Raw genomic sequence first — 22228 nt, 5'->3', positions numbered from 1 at the left:
AAGGACTCCCTCATGGACACGAACGCCATAGCAGCGCCCCTCTCCATCGCCTACTCACCGTGCCCCAACGACACGTTCGTCTTCGACGCGTGGGCACACGGACGGGTGCCTGACGCGACCCCCCCGGAAGTCACCTTCGCGGACATCGATCTCACCAACGGCATGGCCGAACGCGGCGAGCTGGACGTACTGAAGGTGTCGTACGCCGTACTGCCGTGGGTGCTGGAGGAGTACGCGCTGCTGCCGTGCGGCGGGGCGCTGGGCCGGGGCTGCGGGCCGCTGGTGCTCACCCGGGAAGCGGGCGAGCCCACGACGCTGCGCGGCAAGCGGGTGGCGGTGCCGAGCGAGCGTTCGACCGCGTATCTGCTGTTCCGGCTGTGGGCCGCCGCCGAGGTGCCCGGCGGGGTGGGCGAGATCGTGGTGCTGCCGTTCCACGAGATCATGCCCGCGGTACGGGACGGCGCGGTGGACGCCGGACTCGTCATCCACGAGGCCCGGTTCACCTACCAGGATTACGGGCTGCACAGCCTCGCCGACATGGGTGAGCACTGGGAGGCCACGACGGGGCTGCCGATCCCGCTGGGCGCGATCATCGCGAAGCGGTCGCTCGGCGCTGAGGTGCTGCGCGGGCTCGCCGACACCATCAGCACCTCCGTGCGGATGGCGTGGCAGGACCCGTCCGTCTCGAAGCCGTATGTGCTGGAGCACGCCCAGGAGATGGACCCGGCGGTGGCCGAGCAGCACATCGCCCTGTACGTCAACGAGTTCACCGAGGGGCTGGGAGCGGACGGGTATGCCGCCGTCCGCGGGTTGCTCGGGCGCGCTGCTGAGGAGGGGCTGGTGCCGCCCCTCGCCCCAGAGGCGCTCGCTTTTCCGTAGCCCTGGGCTGCGGCGGGGTCCCGCCGTTGGTTGCTTGGCTTGTTGCCCGAGTACCGGTGCTCCCCCAAGCTCTTCGAGCAGGGAGGTACCCCCAGGCTTGTCGCGCAGTTCCCCGCGCCCCTGACGGGGCGCGGGGAGCTCTTACACGTCCAGTTGGTCGGCGACCGCGCGGAGCATGCCTGCGATCTTGCGGCCGTGCTGCTTGTCGGGGTAGCGGCCGCGCTCCAGGGACTGGGAGACGCCGTCCAGCAGTGTCGTCAGGTCCTGCACGATGGAGGCCAGCTCGTCCGGCTTACGGCGCTGCGCTGCCGCGACGGACGGGGCCGGGTCCAGCAGCGTGACGGAGAGCGCCTGGTCGCCGCGCTGTCCGGCGACGACGCCGAACTCCACACGCTGGCCCGGCTTGAGCGCGTCAACGCCGTCCGGGAGCACCGACGAGTGCACGAAGACGTCATCGCCGTCGTCGCGGGAGAGAAAGCCGAAGCCCTTCTCGCTGTTGAACCACTTGACCTTGCCGGTAGGCACGTCTGTCCTCGTCCTCGTACTCGTCCGGATACACCGGGCTGCGGCTGCTGGAAACTGGCTGACTCTGCTGCGCCGGGGCGGGGGAGGCCCCGAGACTTCTCCTCGAACCCCGACCCCCGATCCCCCGGAATAGCAGTCGGGCGGGCCGCATGACCCGCCACCACCAAGGTTAATGGCCCGGGGCGCCGTGGCAAGGTGCCACCGAGGGCGGGTGCCGTCGGTGATTCCCTCCCCGGACGGTCTCCGGGCGACCCGAGTGCCCACTGAGGGAGCACTCGACCCCGGATCTACCCTGTGTGGGTGAACACTGAAACTCCGTCCGCCGGTGATCTTCTCGTACGTATCGGCGGGATCGTCTTTCTTCTCGGCGCGGTGGCCACACTTGTCACCGTCGCGCCGCTGTTCCTGGGCACCGACCCGTTCCCGGCTCCCGCGTACTTCGTCTGCATGCTGATGGGCCTCGGGTTCCTGCTGGCGGGCGCGGGCGTGGTACGGACGGCGATGGCGCAGCGGCGGCAGGCGGCACGCGAGGTCTGACCCGGCCCGGGACGACATGAGGCCGACCCCGCCCAGGTGAGGGCCCGTCGGCTAGCCGCGTGTGAACTCGGCCAGCCAGGACGGGAAGGCCGTCAGGTCCGGCAGCACCACATCGGCGCCCGCCTCGGCCAGCTCCCTCTTGTCACAGGGCCCGGTGGCGACGGCCACCGCGCAGGCGCCGGCCATCCGCGCGCCCCGTACATCACCCACGTGGTCACCGACGTATGCGCTGGCACCGTGCGTGGTCAGCGCCTCCGCCTTGCCCTCGGCCCACAGTTCGCCGACCAGTACGTCGGGGGCGAGGCCGAGGTGGTCCAGGTGCAGCTTCGCGCTCGGCTGGTGCTTCGCGGTGACGACCAGCGTGCGCCCGCCCGCGGCCCGTACGGCGTCCAGCGCCTCGCGGGCGCCCGGCAGCGCGGTGGTCGGCTCGATGGCGTAGTCCGGATAGAGGGCGCGGTAGCGCTCGGCCATCGCCGGAATCTCCTCCTCCGGGAACCAGTACGCCATTTCCTGCACGAGCGGCGGGCCGAGCCGGGTGACGACCAGGTCCGCGTCGATGGGCACGCCCGTCTCCGCTGCCAGCTGCCGCCAGGTGGCGTGGATTCCGGGGCGGGAGTCGATCAGCGTCATGTCGAGGTCGAAGCCGACGGTGGGACCGGACGGACTTCCCCCAGACTCCGTCCGGGAGGTACCCCCAGACGCCGACGCTGCGGCAGGGGACGGTGCGCGCGAAACCATGCCGGTCATTGTGCCTGGCCGCACGCCTTACACTGTGGTCTGCCCTAGTACTTAGGTCTGCCTAACCTGACATCTCCGACCTGGTCAGCCCGAGCCGATCGCCCGAGAAAGGGACCGATGCCTGCCGCCCCCGCACCGCGTTCCACGCCCACCGGGGCGCCGACCGGAGCGCCGATCGAAGTGCCGGCCGGAGCGCCGGCCGGAGCGCCGGCCGACGGCAGCGGCCGTGCCGCACCGGAGCGCCCCCGTCGGGCCGTCGCCCGCCGGCTGGCATGGCTGCTGGCGGGTGCCGTCGCACTGGCGCTGGCGGCCCTGCTGAGCCTCGCCCTCGGCAGCCGCACCGTCCCGCCCTCCGCGGTCTGGGACGCGCTGCTGCACGGCGGGCACAGCAACGCCGCCGAGGTCGTCCGCACCCTGCGCGTGCCCCGCACCCTGGTCGGCGTCATGGTCGGCGCCGCGCTCGGTCTCGCGGGCACCGTCATGCAGGGCCTCACCCGCAACCCGATCGCCGAGCCCGGCATCCTCGGCGTCAGCCAGGGCGCGGGGGCCGGCGTCCTGTGCGCCATCGCCTTCGCCGGGGTGCACTCGCTGAGCGGCTATGTGTGGTTCGGCTTCGTGGGCGCGGGCGTCGCTGCGGTCGCCGTCTACGCCGTCGCCGCACGCGGGCGCGGCGGAGCGACGCCGGTGAAGCTGGCGCTGTCCGGCGCGGCCGTCAACGCCCTGCTCGTCGCCCTGGTCTCCGGCATCCTGACGACCCGCGCCGCGGCGCTGGACGAGTTCCGGTTCTGGCAGGTCGGCTCGCTCTCGGACCGGGACGCGACCATTGCCGGACAGGTGTGGCCGTTCCTGGTGGCGGGCGCCCTGCTGGTCTTCGCTGTGGCCAGGGGGCTGGACGCGCTCGCGCTGGGCGACGACATGGCGCGCGGGCTCGGCCAGCGGGTCGCGGCCGTACGGATCGTCGGCGGGCTCGGTGCCACCGTGCTGACGGGCACCGGGGTCGCCGCCGCCGGGCCGATCGCCTTCGTCGGGCTCGCCGTTCCGCACATGGCGCGGGCCCTGGTGGGAACCGGCCACCGCTGGCTGCTGCCGATGGCGGCCCTCCTGGGCCCTGTCGTACTGCTGGTGTCCGACGTGGTGGGGCGGCTCGTGATGCCCCCCGGGGAGGTACCGGCAGGCGTGATGACCGCACTTGTAGGGGCGCCGTTCCTGGTGGTCCTGGTCCGACGGAGGGCGGTCACCGCATGAGCGTCAACCTGTCCACAGGGGTGTGGACATGAGCACTCTCTCCACCCGGCACGCGCCGCCCGCCCGGCCCGCCGGATACGGCGTCGTACGGGCCCGCGGCACCTCGTGGCTGCTGCACCGCCGGGCCACCGTCGTCGCGGGCGCGCTGGCTGTCGCACTCTTCGCCGCGGTCGTCGCCAACCTCACCCTCGGGGAGACCACCGTCCCGGTGACCGAGGTCGTCAAGGTCCTGTTCGGCCGGCCCTCCCCCGACGAACTGGTGGTGGGCACGCTGCGCATGCCGCGGCTGACCGTCGGGCTGCTGGCGGGTGCAGCGCTCGGCGTTGCGGGCGCGCTCATCCAGACCGTCGCCCGCAACCCGCTTGCCAGCCCCGAGATCATCGGGGTCACGCACGGCGCTTCCGCGCTGACCGTCGGCGCGATGACGTTCGGCATCACCTCCTACGCCGCACTGCCGTACCTGTCCACCGCCGGTGGCCTGACGGCCGCCGCACTGGTGTATCTGTTCGCCTGGCGCGGCAGTTCGGGCTCGGCCGGCTCGCGGCCGGGAGCGGGGCCCACCCGCTTCATCCTGATCGGCATCGGCATCTCCGTCGCACTGCGCTCACTCACCCAGCTGTTCCTCACCAAGGGCGACTACCTGGTGGCGCAGCAGGCGAAGGTGTGGATGACCGGCTCGCTGAACGGCCGCGGCTGGGACCAGGCGGCACCGCTGAGCGTGGCACTGCTGGTCATGCTGCCGTGCCTGGTGTGGTCGGCCCGCGCCATGCGCACCGTGACGATGGACGACGACACGGCGACAGCGCTCGGCGTACGGCTGTCCCGCAACCGGCTGGTGCTCGCCGTCACCGGAGTCGTTCTCGCCTCCGTGGCGACGGGCGCGGCAGGACCCATCGATTTCGTGGCACTGCTGGCACCCCAGATCGCGCGCCGTCTGACACGTACCGCACAGATCCCGCTGCTGTCCTCGGCACTGCTGGGCGCCTTCGTGGTGACCCTGGGGGACCTGCTGGCACGCAAGCTGTTCGCGCCGACGGAGCTGCCGGTCGGCGTGCTGACGGCGGCAGTCGGTGCCCCGTACCTGATCTGGCTGATCGTCCGTACCGGCGGCGGCCGTTCGGGCGGCAAGCGGCTGGGCATCAGTGGCCGTATGAAGAGGCACAAAGGGGCCGTTGGATGAACACCACCGTTACCAGCCGACTGGCCACACGCGGGCTGACGCTCGGCTACGAGGACCGCACCGTCGTCGACGGGCTGGATCTGGAGATACCGGACGGCGAGGTCACCGTCGTCGTCGGGCCGAACGCATGCGGCAAGTCGACGACACTGCGCGCACTGGGCCGACTGCTGCGCCCGCGTGCCGGTGCGGTGCTGCTGGACGGCGAGGAGCTGGCACGCATTCCGACACGCACCATCGCACAGTCCCTCGGGCTGCTGCCGCAGTCCCCGGTGGCGCCCGAGGCGATCACCGTCTCCGACCTCGTCGCACGGGGGCGGCAGCCGCACCAACGGTGGTGGCAGCAGTGGTCCCCGGAGGACGAGCGGGCCATCACCGAGGCGATGGAGCGCACCGATGTCACCGCCCTGTCGGACCGTCCGGTCGATGAACTGTCGGGCGGCCAGCGGCAGCGCGTATGGCTCGCGATGGCGCTCGCGCAGGAGACGGATCTGCTGCTGCTGGACGAACCGACGACATACCTGGACATCGCGCACCAGGTGGAGGTGCTGGACCTGGTACGGCAGCTCGCCGCGCCCACTGCCGACGGCGCACGCGGACGCACCGTCGTGATGGTGCTGCACGACCTCAACCAGGCGGCCCGGTACGCCGATCACCTTGTCGCCATGAAGGACGGCCGCGTGGTCGCCCGGGGGCGGCCCGAGGAGATCGTCGACGCGGCGCTCGTACGCGAGGTGTTCGGGCTGGAGGCCGTCGTCGTGCCCTGCCCCGTCACCGGTGACCCGCTCGTCGTCCCCGGCGCGCCCTGGCAGCCGCAGCCGCGGACAGAGCGGCTGACACAGCCGCAGCCGCCGCAGCAGCGGGCCGACACCACGAGCCTTTCGAATGGCACGTTCGAATCCTCGACAAGAAAGTAGGCCCTTTTGTGAAGGTCACCACAACCGCCGTGGGCACGGCGCTCGCCCTCGCCTCGTCTCTCGCCCTCTCCGGCTGCGGCGCCGACTCCTCCTCGGACAAGGGCGCCAAGGGCGGTACGCACACCGTGCAGACCGCCAACGGGCCGGTGAAGGTGCCCGACAACCCCAAGCGCGTCGTCGTACTGGACACGGCGGAGCTGGACTCAGCGATCACCCTGGGCGTCAAACCGGTCGGCGCGACGACTGCGCAGCCCGGCAAGCCGTTCCTCAGCTACCTGCCCAAGGACAAGGTGAAGGGCGTCGAGAACGTCGGCGTCATCGCGCAGCCCAGCATGGAGAAGATCCTCTCCCTGAAGCCGGACCTGATCCTCACCAACAAGGAGCGGGACGCCAGCCGTTACGACGAGCTGTCGAAGCTCGCGCCGACCGTGATGACGAAGACGACCGGATACCCCTGGAAGGAGAACTTCCAGGTGCACGCTGAAGCCCTCGGCAAGAAGGCCGAGGCGAAGAAGGTGCTGGCCGGCTACACGGCCCACACCAAGAAGGTCACCAAGGCGCTGGGCGGGAAGAAGAAGGCCGCCGGGATCGAGACCAGCGTCATCCGCTTCCAGGAGGGCGCGGACACCCGCATCTACGGCGAGAAGGCATACATCGCCACCCTCCTCAAGGACGTCGGCCTCTCCCGCCCGCCGGTCGCCGCACAGGCCAAGGACTACGGCGGTCTCGCCATGGACGTCAGCCCGGAGCAGGTCGACAAGGGCGACGCCGACGTCGTCTTCTACACCTCCTACGGCGACCCGAAGAAGTCGGGCGAGATCAAATCCGTCAAGAGCCCGCTGTGGAAGAACATGCGCGCGGTCAAGTCCGACCGTGCCTTCCACGTGGAGGACGAACTGTGGATCCAGGGCATCGGTTACACGGCAGCCGACAAGATCCTCGACGAGCTGGAGTCGGACCTGAAGAAGTGAGGGGCCGCCACGACATGAGGGCGCCCGGGCGACCGCGCGCCCTCTGCGTGCGGACGCGCCGATGTGTCCGTGCGCCCACGACGGACCGCCCACTGCCCGGGCAGTACCTTCAAGGCGGCCTCTGCAAGCACTCGCCGCAGCCGCTTGCGCGTCTCCTGTGGGGTTTCGTGGCTGATGCGGACCGTGGGCCCTTCAACCGGTGACACCAGCCGGGAATTCCCGTCACGGCATTCCAGTCACGGAATCGCCGTCATGAATTGCCGTCACGGAATCGCCGTCACACCGCTCGCACACCACGTGTGGCACCAGAAGCAGGTATGCGGGCGACTGCATCGGGCTACGTCGTCCCAGGAGCGAGCGCGGCTTACGACGGGGACTTGCTGGCGCTGGTGACCTGGCAGGAGTAGACCATCCGGTCGTTGGTGGAGTGCGAGACGTCCACGGTGATGTTGCGGGTGCCGCCTGGGGAGACCGTCACGGTCTTGAAGCGGGTGCCGATGGTCCGGGTCGCGATCGAGGAGTCGGGCGACGAGCCGACCTTGAACGTGACGGTGATGCTGTACTGGAACGCCTGGTCGGTGGACGCGTTCTGGATCTGCAGGTCGTAGTTGATCTTGCCGAGCGAGCGGCTGTAGCGGCACTGCGAGCCGTCGACCTCACCGACAGCGCTGGGGTTGTACGTAGGCGGCGAGGAAGGCGTCGGCAGATCGCTGCTGCCGCTGCTGGAACCTCCGCTGTAGCCGCTGCCGCCCGAGCTGAGCCCGGGGGTGTCGGTGCTGCCCGGCGAGGGGATCGAGGGCGAATTGGGCGCCGAGGGCAGGTCGTCGACGTCCCCCAGGCCGCCGAAGGCTTTGTCCTTCGGGTCGTCGGCGCATCCGGAGAGGACGGCCGTTGCGGCAAGGACAAGACTCGCGGCGCCGATAGCGCGACGTATACGCATATGATCCCCCGTTGTGCGTGAGCACTTGTACTGGAAAGCTTGTAAAGCTTGTACCGGAACACCGTGCCGATGTCATTGCCGGTTGCCAGGTCATGACAGTCTCGAAGCACTTGACCGGCAGCGTAACCGACGCGGAACGTCTGCGGTTCGCACCCCCGCGACGTCTTCCGCACCTGAGCACCTTCGGTACCTTGGGCGCTCAGATCTCGGCAGACACTTCACACACGTCGGCAGACGCTTCACATACGGGGGAACGATGAGTCAGCCCTGGCCACCGCAGCAGCCCATGCAGCCCGCGCCGCCCATGCAACCGATGCAGCCGCCCATGGGGCCCGGCTATCCGTACCAGCCCGGCTTCCCGCCGCAGCGCCGCGGCAGCGGGGCGAAGGCGTTCCTGCTCGGCTGGCTCATCTCCGGCGTCGGCGCCTCGGTGTTCGCCGGGCTGCTCCTCGCCAGCTACGAGGATCTGTCGAAGGTCGGACTGCGGATCATGTACGTGGTCTTCGGGCTCGTACTCGCGCTGACCGTGGGCGCGGTGGCGGGCAAGATGGGCGGGCCCAACCCCGGCGCCTACGTCGCCCCCGCCCTGCTGGCCATGGCCGCCGTCTTCATGGGCGTCTGCAACGGCTTCGTGTTCGTGCTCCTCGACGCCGGCGGGAGCGAGGCGTTCGAAGCGATGATGGAGCACGAGCCCGGGGCTCCCGCCGAGTTCTGGTGGAAGGGCCTGAAGGGCGGCATCGCCCTCCTCGGACTCGCCGTCGCCGGCGCCGGCACCTTCGGCATGGCCAGCCTCACCGGCAAACGCCGCTGACGCGCGCCCCCGAAGGGGCGCGGGGCCTGCTTCATTTGCGGCTCCGCCGCGTTCAGCCAAGACGCACTGGCACCCGGCCACGTCGCGAAGCCCTCACGGCGGGCTTCCGGCGGCATGGAACGGCCGGCATGGAGCGGGCCGGCATCGAGCGGGTCGGCATCGAGCGGGCCGGCGGAGGTAGTGCTAGCACCCCCTCACAGTCGGGCCTTGGCACCATCGTGCCGAACCTGTCCGCGCTGGTCTTCTGGTGTGAGCGGGGGCGCCGGGCCTCTGCGGAAGACCGGGGCCGATGCCGCGGAGGAGAGGGGGGCCGACGATGCGCTTCCATGCGCGTACGGCTGCACGTACGACTGCGCGTACGACTCGTTGGGGGACGGCGGCGGTGACGGCGGCGGTGCTGACCGCCCTCGCCGGCACCCAGCATGCGGGCGCGGCCGGAGCGGAGGCCGGCGGCACGGGCGAGCGGGCCGCCGCACAGCGCACCGGCGCGAGCCTCGGCGTGCTCCGGCACGATGTGGCGGCCGTTCGCAAGGCAGGGGGCGGCAAGGTCAAGGTCCTGGCCGAGATCCGAGACGGCCGCACAGCGGTACGGGCCAGAGCTGGTTCCGGCAAGCCGGTGCCGTGGAACGCCCGCTTCCGCGCGGCAAGTACGACCAAGACCTTCACCGCCGTCGTCCTGCTGCAACTGGCCGACGAGGGAAAGCTGTCCCTGGACGACACGGTGGAGAAGTGGCTGCCGGGCGTGGTCAAGGGCAACGGCAACGACGGCTCCCGGATCACGGTCCGCGACCTGCTGCGACAGACGAGCGGGCTGTACGACTACGTGGACGATCCGGAACTGGCCGGCGTCCTGCAGGACTTCGAAAAGTACCGCTACGACACCACCCCGGCGGCCTCGTACGTTGCCGTCGCCATGCGGCACAAGCCGCTGTTCACGCCGCGTCGGGGCGACCCCCCGCGCTGGGCGTACTCGAACACCAACTACCTGCTGGCGGGCATGATCGCCGAGAAGGCCGGCAAGCTCCCCTGGAGAGAGCAGGTCGAGCACCGCGTGATCGCCCCGCTCGGACTCCGCGCAACGCATGCCGCGGGCGCCAACCCCTTCATGCCGGGCCCCCACGCCCGGGTCACCCTGCCCCTGCCGGGCAAGGACGGGAAGCCGCTCGATGTGACCGAGCACAGCCTCCAGCACACGGCCGACTCCGCGGTCATCAGCACCACCCGGGATCTCGGCACGTTCTACCGCGCCCTGATGACCGGCAAGCTGCTGTCCAAGGACCGCCTCGCCGAGATGAAGCAGACGGTGGAGCGTACCGACGACCCCGACGACGTCGCCGCCTGGCCCAAGGGCGGCTATGGCCTCGGTCTGCGGGAGAACCCCCTGTCCTGCGGCGGGAGCTACCGTCACCATGAGGGAGACGGCTTCGGCTCCTACACCCGCACCGGTGTCACCGACGACGGCCGCCGCGCGGTCACGGTCTCCCTCACCAGCGACGGCGGCATACCCGACCAGATACGGCTCAACTCCGCCACCCGCAAGCTGGTCGACCACGCCCTGTGCGGCACGGACGGCTGACGCAGGCGGTCGGGGTCGGCACAGACCGACACGGGCGGCCGACGCGACCGGCGCCGCGCACAGTGGAGCGGGTGGCCAACGCGCGGACGTCACCAGGTGAGCACGCCGCCCGACGCCGGTTCCGACCCCTCGCACAACGGGCGGCCGGCGTTGGCGGTGACCTCCGCCTGCTGGCCATGGGCAGCCCAGACGGCCACTCCGCTGACGAGGAGCACACAGGCCGCGAGGGCCGTGGCCACTGCGGCAAGGACGTCGGCCCGGGTGACCCGTGGGGCAGCATCCGAGCGGCGCGCGGCGGCGAAGCTGCGTGAGTCGGTACGGGTGGAGGCGAGACGGCGGGCGTACAGAAGCACCACGAGGACTGCCATCCCCGTGCCCGCATACGCCGTCGCGAACTGCATTCCGGACACGTCGAGATAGCGGCAGGCAGACGACATCTGGTGCAGGTGCTCGTCGGAGAGCCGAAGAGACTCCACCGCACACCCCACCGCACCGAGGACAAGCACCGGCACAGCAACTGCCGTCAGCCGGGAACGGGAGGGAGAGGACGAGGACATGGACACGGAGTCTGGCACCCGCCCCGCTGCGGCCGGAGCCGGGGCCGCGACCGGGCACCGGCACCCGACCGGGCCGTCAAAGGCCCATGCCCCGCTCGGTCCTCCCTCAGCCCTGGGAGGGTTTCCTGGCCCGCCAGACCAGATAGAGGGCGCTGGCCACCGCCGCTACGCGGAGGAGGACCGGGAAGGCGTCGCTCATCGCCTCGCGCAGGGCGTCGCTGCCCTTGGCGAGGGGCTCGCCCCACCGGTTGTCCGCGCGGCCCCACAGCCAGACCGCCATGCCGCCGAGTACGACTCCGGGCATGCCCAGAGCCGCCCACTTGGCCTCGTTGCGGCTCAGCTTCGGCGACCACCAGGCGGCCAGCCACCCGAGGGCCAGCGGGATCAGCGAGCCGATGACGGAGCCGGCCACCAGCAGGACCGCCGCGGTCCACTCGACCACGCCGCCGCGCCTGCTGACTCCCTCGTCTTGCCCGCCGCCCTTGCCGCGCAGCAGGCGCCGCATCAGCAGAGCCGCACCGAGTCCGGGGGCCGTCGACGGGGCGGGGACGGCCTCGGCGCCGGGAGCCTGCGCCGGGGCGGCCGGGGCCTGCCCGGCGGGCTGGGGCGCGGCGGGGGCGCCGGGCGCGGCCGGTGCGCTCGGGCCCTCCGGCCGGGCGTCCCCGTCCGCGGGCGGCGGCTTGAGTACCTCCGGCAGTTCGATGCCGCCGACGAAGCCCGGCACCGGCTCCCCGGCGGCCACGGCGTTGGTGCCGCCGGGGCCGGTGCCGAACGGGCTCGGATCGACGCGCCACCAGTCGGGGTCGGAGTCCGCGTCGCCCAGCTCGTCGAGGCTTGCCAGATGCGGAGAGGAGGCGCCGAAAGCCGCGGTAGGGGTCCCGGTGCCGGAGCGCTGGGTGGGCACGGACGGATGCGATTCCGTATCGGATTGCCGCGAGGCACGGGCAGCGCGCTTGCCGGCCGCCTTGTCCGCCGCCGCCGGTGCCTCGTCGGAGGGCATCGGCGCGGCGGGGCGGGGGCTCTCCCCGCCGTTCGCGGAGGCCACCACCTCCTCGGGGCGGCCGATCCGGTTGAGGATCTTCTGCACGGCAGCCTTGGTCACCGCGCCGCCCTCCGCGGCCCGGGCCCGGTCGATCTCTCCGCGCAAGCCGCCGACGAGCCGGGCCCGTTCGGCAGCGGTCATCCGCGTACTGTGCGCCAGGTCCCCGACCCGGCTCAGATAGTCGAAGACAAGCTGATCGCTCTCGATCCCCACCAAGTCCCCGCAGCCCGTTAGCCCTTCATGCCCTCCACCCGACCGTACCGCGCCGACCCTCCCGGGAGGGAGTACGGGCCGATGGGCGAACGACCCGTCCCGCGCGGCGACAGCACGGGGCTGGGGCGGCAACGGGTGGGTGGGTGAGCCGTCGCGGCCCGCACCACGACGGCGGCACCGAGGGGCGCCACCCGAGCCCGGCCGCCCCGCGCCCACCCACGGAGAGCCCTCATGGCAGCCGGTGGCGGGGCAGGGGGCCGCTACCGTTAGGAGGATGAGCAGTGAGCAGAACGGGGGCTCTCCCTCTCGGCCGGTCCCACCGCCGGAGGCACCCCGCACTCTCGCGGAGGACCTCCGCGCCCGGGACGACAGTGCGCTCGCGGCGCTGCTGCGTGCCCGTCCCGACCTCCTCTCCCCCGTGCCGGGCGACCTCACCCAGCTCGCCACCCGCGCGGGGACCCGGTCCTCCGTCATACGGGCGCTGGAGCATCTGGACCAGTTCACCTTGCAGACGGCGGAGGCGCTGGCCGTCGCTCCCGGCGCCCTGCCCTCCTCTGGGGGGGCACCGCAGGAGAGCCGCCCTGCCGTCAAGGACGCCCTCGCCAGGCTGCTGCCGGGCGAGGCGGCCGCCGAGCGGCTGCCGCACGCGCTCGCCGAGCTGCGTGCGCGGGCCCTCGTCTGGGGCCCGGAGGAGCAGCCGCGGCTGGTCCGTACGGCGCGGGAGCTGCTCACCTCGCCCTCCCCCACCGGCCTGGGACCCACGCTGGTGGAGGCGGTGGCGGCGGCCGGGTCCGCGAAGCCCTCGCCCTCGCGGTTGCAGGAGATGCTGGCCTGTGTGGGCCTGCCCGGTACGCATGACCCGGTCAGCGCGCTGTCCGCGTTGACGGAGCTGTTCAGCGACCCCGAGCGGATGGCCGCGCTGCTCGCCGAGGCGCCGGAGGGCGCGGAGGCCGTGCTGCGGAAGCTGGAGTGGGGGCCGCCCTACGGCACCGTCGACCTGGAGGCCCCCTCGCCGCCGGTCGGCTGGCTGCTGGACCGTGCGCTGCTGGTCCCCACCGGCGCCGAGCCGGCCGGAAGCGGAGGAGGAGGCGGAGGGGCAGGCGCAGGCAAGAGCCCGCCCGGCAGTGTCGTGCTGCCCCGCGAGGTCGCCCTGCATCTGCGCGGCGGCCGTGCGCACCGGGTACTGGAGCCGACCGCGCCGCCCCTCGCCGTGGCGCGGACGTACGACCCCGCGACGGTGGACGCCACGGCGGCCGGGCAAGCGCTGACGGCGGTGGCGACCGTCGAGGAGCTGCTGGGCTACTGGGAGTCGGAGCCACCTCCGGTGCTGCGCGCGGGCGGGCTGGGCGTACGCGACCTCAAGCGGACCGGCGTTGCCCTCGATCTCCCGGAGCCGGCCGCCGCCTTCTGGATCGAGCTGGCCTATGTGGCGGGGCTGGTGGCCTCCGACGGTGAGGTCGACGAGGCGTATGCACCGACCCCCGCGTACGACGAGTGGCTGCGCGCCGCGCCTGCCGAGCGGTGGGCGACGCTGGCCGTGGCCTGGTACGCGGCGACCCGCACGGCCGGGCTGCTGGCCGGCGGGAACCTCCCGCTCGAGGGGGTCCCCCCGCTCGACCGAAGCCGGGAGTGGGGGAGGAGCCGTGAGTCGGCGACTGATGCGAGGGGCCGTGGGCTGACTCCGCTGGGGCCCGGCCTGGACCGCAGTCCAACCCCCGAGGTGCGGCAGCGTGCGCTCGCCCTGCTCGCCGAGTCGGCGCCCGGGTCGGCGCCCGAGCGGGGCACGGTGCGCGAGCGGCTGCGTTGGGAGCGGCCGTTGCTCGGCAACCGGGCGGCAGCACGAGCCGCGGGGCAAGCGACGGGGCAAGCGGTGGGGCAGACCGCCGGGAATGCTGCCGGACAGACCGCCGGGCAAGGTGAGGCCGTCGGCGGCCAGGGGCTGCGGGCCCGCCTGCTCGACTGGGCGCTGGACGAGGCGGAGACGCTGGGGGTCACCGGAAGGGGCGCCCTCGCCTCTTACGTACGCCCCCTGCGGGCCGTAGGAACGGTCGGCGGCCGGCCCACCCGGGGCCCGCACGATGCGGAAGCCGCCGACGTCACCCGCGCCGCCGTCGCCAAGGCGCTGGCCCCCCACCTCCCCGAACCCCTCTCCGAGGTGCTGCTCCAGGCGGACCTCACCGCCGTGGCGCCCGGCCCGCTGGAGCGCGACCTGTCCGCGTTCCTCTCCGTACTGGCCGACGTGGAGTCCAAAGGCGGCGCGACCGTCTACCGCTTCACACCCGGTTCGGTCCGCCGCGCTCTCGATACCGGCTGTACCGCCGCCGACCTGCATGCTTTCCTCGCTGAGCACTCCAGTACGCCGGTGCCGCAGCCGCTGACGTACCTGATCGACGACGTGGCGCGCAGGCACGGGCAGGTGCGGGTGGGTGCCGCCTCCTCGTATGTGCGCTGCGATGACGACGCGCTGCTCGCCGAGATCCTCGCCGACCGCCGCTCGGCACCGCTGCGGCTGCGGAAGCTGGCCCCCACGGTGTTGGCCTCGCCCGCCCCGCCGGACCAGCTGCTGGGCAGGCTGCGGGAGATGGGGTACGCGCCTGCCGCCGAGTCCGCCGAGGGCGATGTGCTGCTGGCGCGGCCCGATGCGCACCGCACTCCGCCGCGTACCGCGCCGGAGCCGGTGCCGGAGGGCCCGCCCGCGCCGGACGCCGCGCTGCTGACCGCCGCCGTCCGCGCCATCCGGGCCGGCGACCACGCCGCCACGCTCCCCCATAAACCGAAGCTGCCCACCGCCCCGCCGCCCGAGGGTGGTCTGCCGCGCACCGTCATGGCCGAGACCCTCGCCACGATGCAGTCCGCCACCCTCTCCGGCACCCCGGTGTGGATCGGCTACGTCAACGCGGACGGCGCCGCCTCGCAGCGCGTCATCGCCCCGGTCAAGGTCGAGGGCGGCTTCGTCACCGCCTACGACCACACCGCCGACGAGGTCCGCACCTACCCGCTGCACCGGATCACAGGAGCGGCGGAGGTGGCGGAGGGATGACCAAGTCCGGCGCGGGAGCCGGGGGCGGTGGACGGCGGGCGAAGCCTGGCATACCGAAGGGGCTGTGGGGGTTCACGGTGGCCGCGGCCGGGTTCGCCGTGTTCGGAGCCGTACTGCTCGTCGAAGCCGCGCTGTTCGCACACCGCGCCGAACGGGCCGAGTCGACCGTCACCGGGATAGGCGGGAAGAAGACCTGTGTCCGGAACGCGGGCAAGAGCGGCAGCCAGGAGTACACCTGCTTCCCGGTCGAGTACCGGTTCACCACCCACCAGGGGCGCACCGTCGAGTTCACCGAGCGACGGGCCGAGGACAAGCTGCCCGCTGTCGGCGATCGCGCGCCGGTCCGCTACGACCCCGCCGACCCGGCCGCCGACGTCCGCTTCGAGGCAACCGCCCTGGCCCGCTACGCCTTCCCGGCCGCCGCCTTTGTGGCCGGTCTCGCCGGAAGCTGGCTGGGCACTGTCCTGCTGCTCCGGTACCGGAAGGCCGGAACGGCCACCGCCCGCCCGCAGGGGTGACCGTGTCGGCTGCCGTGTCGGCACCAGGAGCTCCGCCGGAGCGGGAGGTGCCCAGCTGTCAAGATCGCCCTTCGGAGCTCTTCGCTCTCGCACGCCGTGCGGCACACTGGACGTTTGGTCCCCGAACCGGAACGTCGAAAGGGTGACGCGTGAACGGTGGCCCCCTGATCGTGCAGAGCGACAAGACGCTGCTGCTCGAAGTCGATCACGAGCTGGCCGAGGCGTGCCGGAGGGCCATTGCGCCGTTCGCGGAGCTGGAGCGGGCTCCGGAGCACATGCACACCTATCGGGTGACACCGCTGGGGCTGTGGAACGCGCGGGCTGCCGGGCACGACGCGGAGCAGGTGGTGGACGCGCTGGTGGAGTACGCGCGGTATCCGGTGCCGCACGCGCTGCTCGTGGACATCGCGGAGACGATGGCGCGGTACGGGCGGCTCAGCCTCAGCAAGCACCCCACGCACGGGCTGGTGCTGGAGACCAGCGACCGGCCGGTGCTGGAGGAGGTGCTGCGGTCCAGGAAGATCCAGCCCCTGGTGGGCGAGCGGATCGACCCGGACACGGTGGCCGTGCACCCCTCCGAGCGCGGCCAGATCAAGCAGGTGCTGCTGAAGCTGGGCTGGCCGGCCGAGGACCTGGCCGGCTATGTGGACGGTGAGGCGCACCGTATCGATCTCCACGAGGACAGCTGGGCGCTGCGCCCCTACCAGCAGCAGGCCGTCGAGGGCTTCTGGCACGGCGGTTCCGGAGTCGTCGTGCTGCCGTGCGGCGCCGGAAAGACGCTGGTGGGCGCCGGTGCGATGGCCAAGGCGCAGGCGACGACGCTGATCCTGGTCACCAACACCGTCTCGGCCCGCCAGTGGAAGCACGAACTGGTGCGGCGCACCTCGCTGACCGAGGACGAGATCGGCGAGTACAGCGGGACGAAGAAGGAGATCCGCCCCGTCACCATCGCCACGTACCAGGTGATCACGACGAAGCGGAAGGGCGTCTACCCGCACCTGGAGCTGTTCGACTCCCGCGACTGGGGGCTGATCGTCTACGACGAGGTGCATCTGCTGCCCGCGCCGGTCTTCAAGTTCACGGCCGATCTGCAGGCCCGCCGCCGCCTCGGGCTGACGGCGACCCTCGTACGGGAGGACGGGCGCGAGTCGGACGTGTTCTCCCTCATCGGCCCCAAGCGGTTCGACGCGCCCTGGAAGGAGATCGAGAACCAGGGCTACATCGCGCCCGCCGACTGTGTCGAGGTCCGTGTCACCCTCACCGACTCCGAGCGGCTCGCGTACGCGACGGCCGAGCAGGACGAGAAATACCGCTTCTGTGCGACCACCGACAGCAAGCGGCGGGTCACCGAGGCGCTGGTGCGGCGCCATGCGGGCGAGCAGACGCTGGTGATCGGCCAGTACATCGACCAGCTCGACGAGCTGGGCGAGCACATCGGAGCGCCCGTCATCAAGGGCGAGACCAGCAACGCCCAGCGCGAGAAGCTCTTCGACGCCTTCCGTGCGGGCGAGCTGACCTGTCTGGTCGTCTCCAAGGTGGCCAACTTCTCCATCGACCTGCCCGAGGCCACCGTGGCGATACAGGTGTCGGGAACCTTCGGTTCCCGACAGGAGGAGGCGCAGCGGCTCGGGCGGGTGCTGCGGCCGAAGGCCGACGGCCACGAGGCACGGTTCTACTCCGTTGTGGCGCGGGACACCATCGACCAGGACTTTGCGGCGCACCGCCAGCGCTTTCTCGCGGAGCAGGGGTACGCGTACCGGATCGTGGACTCGGTCGAGCTGCTGAGCACCGGCGCCGACACCGGCACCGGTGCGGACGGTGCCGGGAGTGCGGACCCGGAGCCCGACGAGGTGTAGGCCCTCCAGCCGTTCCGGGGAGGGGGTGCCCCTGTCGGGGGCATGCGGACTGCGGGTTGGTGGTGGCTTGGCGCGCAGTTCCCCGCGCCCCTTCGGGGCGCGCCCCCACACTCCCTCAGCGGCCCTCCCGGGTGGAGGTCTTCGGGGGTTTCATGGCGACGCGGCCGTCCGGGGTGATGGCCGCGGTCTCGCCGGTACGCAGCCAGCCCTCGTGCAACGGCGCCTCGTCCTCCACGTACGAGGCGGTGATCCACGGGCCGCGCAGCAGCAGCTCGCCCTGGGACTGGCCGTCCCAGGGCAGCGGCGTCTGGTCGGGCCCTGAGACGCCGTACTCGACCGAGGCGGGGAAGCGGTAGTGGCCGGACTCGGGGCGGGCCACGCACGCCGGGGAGAGCGTCTCGGGCACTCCCCAGGCCGCCGCCGTGCTGATGCCGTGCCGCCAGCCCAGCTCCTGCGCCAGCAGCGGACCGCCGGGCTCCTCGCCGGGCCCGCCCACCACCACGGCCTCCCGCAGCGAGGACAGGTCCCTGGGGTGGGCGGCCAGCTCCTCCAGTACGCCGTCCCACACGGCCGGGTCGGCGACCGCGAGGGTGGGCCGCTCCCGTTCGGCCATCTCGGCGAGCGGCGCGGCCTGGTCGTAGGCGCCGGGCAGCAGCAGCGAGGCACCGCCGGCGAACGCGGCGTACGGCAGCCCCCAGGCGAGCATCCGGGACATCGGTACGACGGGCAGCACGAGATCGTCCTCACCGATGCCGTACGCCTGCGGGGTCTGCGCCTGGAGGGCGTGCAGATAGAGCGCGCGATGGCTGTAGGCGACCCCGCGCGGGGCTGTGCCGTCGGTGGACGCGGCGTGGCAGAGCACCGCCGCGTCCCGCTCGTCGATCTCGGGCCAGTCGTAGCGCTTGCGGCGGTCGGTGATCAACTCCTCGTAGTCGTGCACCTCGGCGCCGTAGGCGGTGCCGCTGACCACGGCCGCGGAGTCACTGCCGCCCGCGACGACCACATGCCGCAGGTGTTTGAGGCGAGGCAGTACGGAGGCGAGCGGTGCGAGCCCTGTGGGATCGGTGATCAGCACCTCGGCGCCGCCGCGCACCGCCGCCGCGACGAGCTGGTCGGCGGGCAGCCACGGGTCGAGCGTGTGCAGGACGGCGCCCATGGAGGGCACGGCCAGATACGCCTCCAGGTGGTCGGCGGTGTTGGCCATGAGGGTGGCGACGGTGTCCCCGTCCGTCACCCCGAAGTCGTCGTGCAGGGCGCCGGCGAGCTGGATGGCGCGGACGCCCGTGTCGAGGAACGAACGGCGGTCGGGTTCCGCCCCGCCTGCCGTTCCCGCCCAGGTGGTCACCTGGGAGGTCCCGTGCGCGAGCGCCCCGTGCACGAGGAGCCGGGTCACGGTCAGCGGGATGTCCTGCATTGTGCTTCGCACACCGGCCTCCTCGGGCCTCTTCACACTCTGGTCGTCGGCCGTCCTGCTGCCTGTCGGCGGCGTCGGCAGGCAGGAGCCTGCCGACGGGTGCCGGTCGGCGGTGCCGGTGGGCGGTTGCCTGGTGGCAGTGCCTGTCGGCGGGAGCGGCCGGATTCCGTCCGTCTTGTCGGTCCGTCTCGTCCGTCCGTCTTTTCGGTCCTACCCGTCTCTTCCCTGGTCTCCGGAGCGGACGCCCCCGGTCCGGTCGTTCCCGGGGCCGTCCTCGGGCAGTCGTCTCCGGGTGGGTGGCCGAATCGTCGACCTGACCGTCCCTGCTGATTCTTGCCCGGGGAACGCCCGGTGTCAGCGGGACGTGGCGGTACGTCGCCGCCGTGTACGCCGCTCGCGCGCACGCCGGCAGCTGCCGGGCCGGGCCGTGAAGGGGCTGGTCGGGCGGGTTTGCGGCGCGCGCGGGGCTGGGGTGCGCGGCGCCGCTGCCAGTCACCCGTGCCGCCTCCCTCGTCCCCGGGAGGGCGGACCGTCCCGGATCGCCGTTGATTGCCGCCGGGCGACGACCTTAATCGAGTCACCGCCCGGACATCGAAACGGCATCGTCCGGGGCGGCCCCGAAAACGGCTCGCCCGCCCTCCCAGGACGTGGCTACAATCCCCGACTTGCCCCCTCGCCGCCCCTCTCGGCGCGAGGCGCCCGCCGCACGGAAACCGGCCGGGCTCGTTCGTAGACCTGTACGTAGATCTGCGTAGACCTGTCGAACTGTACGCCCGCACCCGCGTGCTGCGCGCCCGGCGTCCGCACCTCCGCATGCCCTGGATGCGGTGTGCCCGCATGCATGGGCGAGGCGCTGCATGCGGCATGCAGGTGCCCGTACCGTGCCCGCCGGAGGCAGCCTGGTGACCACTCGACCCGCACCCGACCCGACCGATCAACCCTCCCCCGACGACGACCCCCTCGCCTCCCCCGAAGATGACCCCCTCGGACGCGAACGCGCCCATCTCGCGGCCTCGCGCGCCGCGCTGCGCTCCATGCGGGCCGATGCAGAGGCCCTCGACATCCGGGACGTGACCGCGAACTGGGTCAACGCCGAGGTGCTCGCCTCCGGTATCGAGGCCCGTATCGCATCGCTGGCCGATCTCGCGCACGCGCCACTGTTCTTCGGCCGCCTCGACTACCTGGACGAGATCGGGGACGACAGCGCCGGGGATTCGTCCGGCGGCGGCGGGGATTCGTCCGGGGGCGGCGGGGATTCGTCCGGGGGCGGCGGGGATTCGTCCGGCGGCGGCGGGGATTCGTCCGGCGGCGGTCACTCGTTCTACATCGGGCGGCGACATGTCCACGACGCGGACGGCGACCCCATGGTCATCGACTGGCGGGCCCCGGTCTCGCAGCCGTTCTACCGCGCCTCCCCCAAGGACCCGCAGGGTGTGGGGCTGCGTCGGCGGTTCGGGTACACGGGCGGCGAGCTGACCGCGTACGAGGACGAGCACCTGACCGGCCCTGCCGCAGCCACGGACGCGGAGCGGGCCCCGGGTGCACCGCGCCGCACCAGCGCGCTGCTCCAGGCCGAGATCGAACGCCCCCGCGTCGGTCCGATGCGGGACATCGTCGCCACGATCCAGCCCGAGCAGGACGAGATCGTCCGTGCCGGGATCGAAGGCACCGTGTGCGTGCAAGGGGCACCGGGGACGGGGAAGACCGCGGTCGGTCTGCACCGGGTGGCGTATCTGCTGTACGCGCACCGGGAGCGGCTGGCCCGCACGGGCACGCTCGTCATCGGCCCGAACGACTCCTTCCTCCGCTACATCGAGCAAGTGCTGCCCGCGCTGGGCGAGGTGGCAGTGCGGCAGACGACCGTCGAGGCGCTGGTGGCGCGGCCCGACGTTCCCGTACGGGCGGTGGACAGCGCGGCGGCGGCCCGGATCAAGGGCGATGCCCGGATGGCGGAGATGCTGCGCCGTGCCGTGCGCGCGGGCGTGCGCCCGCTCCCGGACGAACCCTGTGTGGTGGTACGCGGCTCGCGCCGGTGGCGCATTCCCGCGTACGAGATCGAGGAGCTGGTACGGGAGTTGCTGGCGCGTGACATGCGGTACGGCGCGGCGCGTGAGGCGCTGCCGCAGCGGATCGCACACGCCGTGCTGGTGCGGATGGAGCAGGCCGGGGAAGCGCCCGACGACCGCGTACAGGACGCCGTCGCGCGCAACGCCGCGGTGAAGGCCGTGCTGCGCCAGGTGTGGCCGGTGGTCGATCCGGCGAAGCTGGTGCTGCGGCTGCTGTCCGACGCGGAGTTCCTCGCGGAGCAGGCGGAGGGCGTGCTCGATCCGGCGGAGCAGCGGGCGATCCTGTGGGAGAAGGCGCCGCGCGGGGTCGGAAGCGCCAAGTGGTCGGCCGCCGATGTGGTGCTGGTGGACGAGGCCGCCGACCTGGTGCAGCGCACCCCCTCCCTGGGGCATGTGGTGCTGGACGAGGCGCAGGACCTCTCCGCGATGCAGTACCGGGCGGTGGGGCGGCGCTGCTCGACCGGGTCGGCGACCGTGCTGGGCGATCTGGCGCAGGGCACCACACCGTGGGCCACCGAGAGTTGGGAAGCCGCCCTGGAGCATCTGGGGAAACCGGGCGCAGTGGTGGAGGAGTTGACGGAGGGGTTCCGCGTGCCGCGGGAGGTGATCGCGTACGCGTCCCGGTTGTTGCCCGCCATCGCGCCGGGGCTGCGGCCCGCGACGTCGGTACGGGAGTCGCCGGGGGACTTTGCGGTGCGGCGGGTTGCGGATGTGCCGTCCTCGCCGTCTTCACCGTCCTCGCTGTCTTCGCCGTCCTCGCTGTCCTCGCTCTCCTCACCTTCGGTCGGTGAAACGCTCGATCGGATGGTCGTGGATGCCTGCCGGGAGGTGCTGGAGCGGGAGGGGTCGGTCGGGCTGATCGCCACCGACTCGCGGGTCGCCGCGCTGCGGGCCGCGCTGGACGCCGCGGGGCTCGACTGTCTGTCGCCCGGTGAGGAGACCAGTGCTCACGCGCGGTTGACGCTCGTACCGGCCACCCTGGCGAAGGGTCTGGAGTACGACTACGTGGTGCTGGACGAGCCCGCCGCGATCGTGGCCGGTGAGCCGGACGAGCGGACGGGGCTGCGCCGGCTGTACGTCTCGCTGACCCGAGCGGTTTCGGGGCTCGTCGTGGTACACGCGGAGCCCCTTCCGGGGGCGCTGTCGGCGGATGTGCTGACAGGGGGGCCGACGAGTTGACGGGGCGGTCGGTGCGAGGCCGTAACG

Annotated in this window: 19 protein-coding genes; 12 read left to right on the top strand and 7 right to left on the bottom strand. The window is 72.3% G+C overall.

Annotation, left to right across the window (positions count from 1 at the left end; all coding sequences use genetic code 11):
• Positions 1 to 12 precede the first annotated feature (12 nt).
• Complete coding sequence (locus tag ACTWP9_RS23400) at positions 13 to 879, top strand: 1,4-dihydroxy-6-naphthoate synthase (RefSeq protein WP_443248202.1); 867 nt, start codon at positions 13 to 15, stop codon at positions 877 to 879.
• A 141-nt stretch (positions 880 to 1020) separates the two neighbouring features.
• On the opposite strand, the gene ACTWP9_RS23395 is transcribed toward ACTWP9_RS23400, so the two are convergent.
• Positions 1021 to 1404: a cold-shock protein gene (locus tag ACTWP9_RS23395; protein ID WP_443248201.1), complete on the bottom strand. Its 384-nt coding sequence runs from the start codon at positions 1402 to 1404 to the stop codon at positions 1021 to 1023.
• A 300-nt stretch (positions 1405 to 1704) separates the two neighbouring features.
• Here ACTWP9_RS23395 and ACTWP9_RS23390 point away from each other — a divergent pair, with 300 nt between their 5' ends.
• Complete coding sequence (locus tag ACTWP9_RS23390) at positions 1705 to 1941, top strand: hypothetical protein (RefSeq protein ID WP_443248200.1); 237 nt, start codon at positions 1705 to 1707, stop codon at positions 1939 to 1941.
• 51 nt (positions 1942 to 1992) lie between these two features.
• Here ACTWP9_RS23390 and ACTWP9_RS23385 read toward each other — a convergent pair whose 3' ends face one another.
• Entirely contained in the window at positions 1993 to 2688 is a 696-nt protein-coding gene (locus tag ACTWP9_RS23385) for an HAD family hydrolase (protein ID WP_443248257.1), read from the bottom strand.
• Between the two features lie 108 nt (positions 2689 to 2796).
• Here ACTWP9_RS23385 and ACTWP9_RS23380 point away from each other — a divergent pair, with 108 nt between their 5' ends.
• The 4 genes from ACTWP9_RS23380 to ACTWP9_RS23365 are packed head-to-tail and all read left to right on the top strand — an operon-like array spanning position 2797 to position 6989.
• Positions 2797 to 3924 carry a FecCD family ABC transporter permease gene (locus ACTWP9_RS23380; RefSeq protein WP_443248199.1) on the top strand — a complete coding sequence of 376 codons (1128 nt, stop codon included), beginning with the start codon at positions 2797 to 2799 and terminating at the stop codon, positions 3922 to 3924.
• Between the two features lie 28 nt (positions 3925 to 3952).
• Complete coding sequence (locus tag ACTWP9_RS23375) at positions 3953 to 5104, top strand: FecCD family ABC transporter permease (RefSeq protein WP_443248198.1); 1152 nt, start codon at positions 3953 to 3955, stop codon at positions 5102 to 5104.
• Positions 5101 to 6018 carry an ABC transporter ATP-binding protein gene (locus ACTWP9_RS23370; RefSeq protein WP_443248197.1) on the top strand — a complete coding sequence of 306 codons (918 nt, stop codon included), beginning with the start codon at positions 5101 to 5103 and terminating at the stop codon, positions 6016 to 6018. Before ACTWP9_RS23375 ends, ACTWP9_RS23370 begins: the two co-directional genes overlap by 4 nt.
• Before the next feature lie 8 nt (positions 6019 to 6026).
• A complete protein-coding gene (locus tag ACTWP9_RS23365) occupies positions 6027 to 6989 on the top strand; it encodes an ABC transporter substrate-binding protein (protein WP_443248196.1) in 963 nt (320 codons plus the stop codon).
• Here ACTWP9_RS23365 and ACTWP9_RS23360 read toward each other — a convergent pair.
• Positions 6935 to 7195, bottom strand: coding sequence for a DUF6196 family protein (locus ACTWP9_RS23360; RefSeq protein WP_443248195.1), 261 nt, complete (start codon positions 7193 to 7195; stop codon positions 6935 to 6937). The two genes, ACTWP9_RS23365 and ACTWP9_RS23360, sit on opposite strands and share 55 nt — an antisense overlap.
• Before the next feature lie 158 nt (positions 7196 to 7353).
• Positions 7354 to 7929: a hypothetical protein gene (locus tag ACTWP9_RS23355; RefSeq protein ID WP_443248194.1), complete on the bottom strand. Its 576-nt coding sequence runs from the start codon at positions 7927 to 7929 to the stop codon at positions 7354 to 7356.
• A gap of 256 nt (positions 7930 to 8185) precedes the next feature.
• Between ACTWP9_RS23355 and ACTWP9_RS23350 the strand changes: the two genes are divergently transcribed.
• Positions 8186 to 8740, top strand: coding sequence for a hypothetical protein (locus ACTWP9_RS23350; RefSeq protein WP_443248193.1), 555 nt, complete (start codon positions 8186 to 8188; stop codon positions 8738 to 8740).
• A 316-nt stretch (positions 8741 to 9056) separates the two neighbouring features.
• Positions 9057 to 10316, top strand: coding sequence for a serine hydrolase domain-containing protein (locus ACTWP9_RS23345; protein WP_443248192.1), 1260 nt, complete (start codon positions 9057 to 9059; stop codon positions 10314 to 10316).
• 89 nt (positions 10317 to 10405) lie between these two features.
• On the opposite strand, the gene ACTWP9_RS23340 is transcribed toward ACTWP9_RS23345, so the two are convergent.
• Positions 10406 to 10873: a hypothetical protein gene (locus tag ACTWP9_RS23340; protein WP_443248191.1), complete on the bottom strand. Its 468-nt coding sequence runs from the start codon at positions 10871 to 10873 to the stop codon at positions 10406 to 10408.
• Between the two features lie 106 nt (positions 10874 to 10979).
• Positions 10980 to 12128 carry a hypothetical protein gene (locus ACTWP9_RS23335; RefSeq protein WP_443248190.1) on the bottom strand — a complete coding sequence of 383 codons (1149 nt, stop codon included), beginning with the start codon at positions 12126 to 12128 and terminating at the stop codon, positions 10980 to 10982.
• A gap of 274 nt (positions 12129 to 12402) precedes the next feature.
• Between ACTWP9_RS23335 and ACTWP9_RS23330 the strand changes: the two genes are divergently transcribed.
• The 3 genes from ACTWP9_RS23330 to ACTWP9_RS23320 all read left to right on the top strand — a co-directional run bounded on the left by ACTWP9_RS23330 (position 12403) and on the right by ACTWP9_RS23320 (position 17542).
• Positions 12403 to 15168, top strand: a complete 2766-nt coding sequence (locus ACTWP9_RS23330) for a helicase-associated domain-containing protein (RefSeq protein ID WP_443248189.1) — start codon at positions 12403 to 12405, stop codon at positions 15166 to 15168.
• On the top strand, positions 15165 to 15686 hold the full coding sequence (locus ACTWP9_RS23325) for a DUF3592 domain-containing protein (RefSeq protein ID WP_443248188.1): 522 nt from the start codon (positions 15165 to 15167) through the stop codon (positions 15684 to 15686). Before ACTWP9_RS23330 ends, ACTWP9_RS23325 begins: the two co-directional genes overlap by 4 nt.
• Before the next feature lie 149 nt (positions 15687 to 15835).
• Positions 15836 to 17542 (top strand): DNA repair helicase XPB, encoded by a 1707-nt coding sequence (locus ACTWP9_RS23320; protein WP_443248187.1) that lies wholly within the window; start codon positions 15836 to 15838, stop codon positions 17540 to 17542.
• 115 nt (positions 17543 to 17657) lie between these two features.
• Here the strand turns inward: ACTWP9_RS23320 and ACTWP9_RS23315 are convergent, their stop codons facing one another.
• A complete protein-coding gene (locus ACTWP9_RS23315) occupies positions 17658 to 18968 on the bottom strand; it encodes an AMP-binding protein (RefSeq protein WP_443248186.1) in 1311 nt (436 codons plus the stop codon).
• A gap of 1022 nt (positions 18969 to 19990) precedes the next feature.
• On the opposite strand from ACTWP9_RS23315, the gene ACTWP9_RS23310 reads away from it, so the two are divergent.
• Positions 19991 to 22201: a HelD family protein gene (locus tag ACTWP9_RS23310; protein WP_443248256.1), complete on the top strand. Its 2211-nt coding sequence runs from the start codon at positions 19991 to 19993 to the stop codon at positions 22199 to 22201.
• Positions 22202 to 22228 lie beyond the last annotated feature (27 nt).

Origin of the sequence: Streptomyces sp. 3N207 (assembly GCF_052246355.1) — a bacterium.
Classification (GTDB): Bacteria; Actinomycetota; Actinomycetes; order Streptomycetales; family Streptomycetaceae; genus Streptomyces.
Note: the sequence above shows the minus strand (reverse complement) of the source record. Positions and strands in the feature narration are given on the sequence as shown.

What these genes read in the sequence shown, in the direction of transcription:
- ACTWP9_RS23380 (WP_443248199.1), top strand. Translation starts at nt 2,797, where the DNA reads ATGCCTGCCGCCCCCGCACCGCGTTCCACGCCCACCGGGGCGCCGACC.
- ACTWP9_RS23375 (WP_443248198.1), top strand. Translation starts at nt 3,953, where the DNA reads ATGAGCACTCTCTCCACCCGGCACGCGCCGCCCGCCCGGCCCGCCGGA.
- ACTWP9_RS23350 (WP_443248193.1), top strand. Translation starts at nt 8,186, where the DNA reads ATGAGTCAGCCCTGGCCACCGCAGCAGCCCATGCAGCCCGCGCCGCCC.
- ACTWP9_RS23355 (WP_443248194.1), bottom strand. Translation starts at nt 7,929, where the DNA reads ATGCGTATACGTCGCGCTATCGGCGCCGCGAGTCTTGTCCTTGCCGCA.
- ACTWP9_RS23370 (WP_443248197.1), top strand. Translation starts at nt 5,101, where the DNA reads ATGAACACCACCGTTACCAGCCGACTGGCCACACGCGGGCTGACGCTC.
- ACTWP9_RS23345 (WP_443248192.1), top strand. Translation starts at nt 9,057, where the DNA reads ATGCGCTTCCATGCGCGTACGGCTGCACGTACGACTGCGCGTACGACT.
- ACTWP9_RS23330 (WP_443248189.1), top strand. Translation starts at nt 12,403, where the DNA reads ATGAGCAGTGAGCAGAACGGGGGCTCTCCCTCTCGGCCGGTCCCACCG.
- ACTWP9_RS23310 (WP_443248256.1), top strand. Translation starts at nt 19,991, where the DNA reads ATGCGGGCCGATGCAGAGGCCCTCGACATCCGGGACGTGACCGCGAAC.
- ACTWP9_RS23340 (WP_443248191.1), bottom strand. Translation starts at nt 10,873, where the DNA reads ATGTCCTCGTCCTCTCCCTCCCGTTCCCGGCTGACGGCAGTTGCTGTG.
- ACTWP9_RS23325 (WP_443248188.1), top strand. Translation starts at nt 15,165, where the DNA reads ATGACCAAGTCCGGCGCGGGAGCCGGGGGCGGTGGACGGCGGGCGAAG.
- ACTWP9_RS23400 (WP_443248202.1), top strand. Translation starts at nt 13, where the DNA reads ATGGACACGAACGCCATAGCAGCGCCCCTCTCCATCGCCTACTCACCG.
- ACTWP9_RS23385 (WP_443248257.1), bottom strand. Translation starts at nt 2,688, where the DNA reads ATGACCGGCATGGTTTCGCGCGCACCGTCCCCTGCCGCAGCGTCGGCG.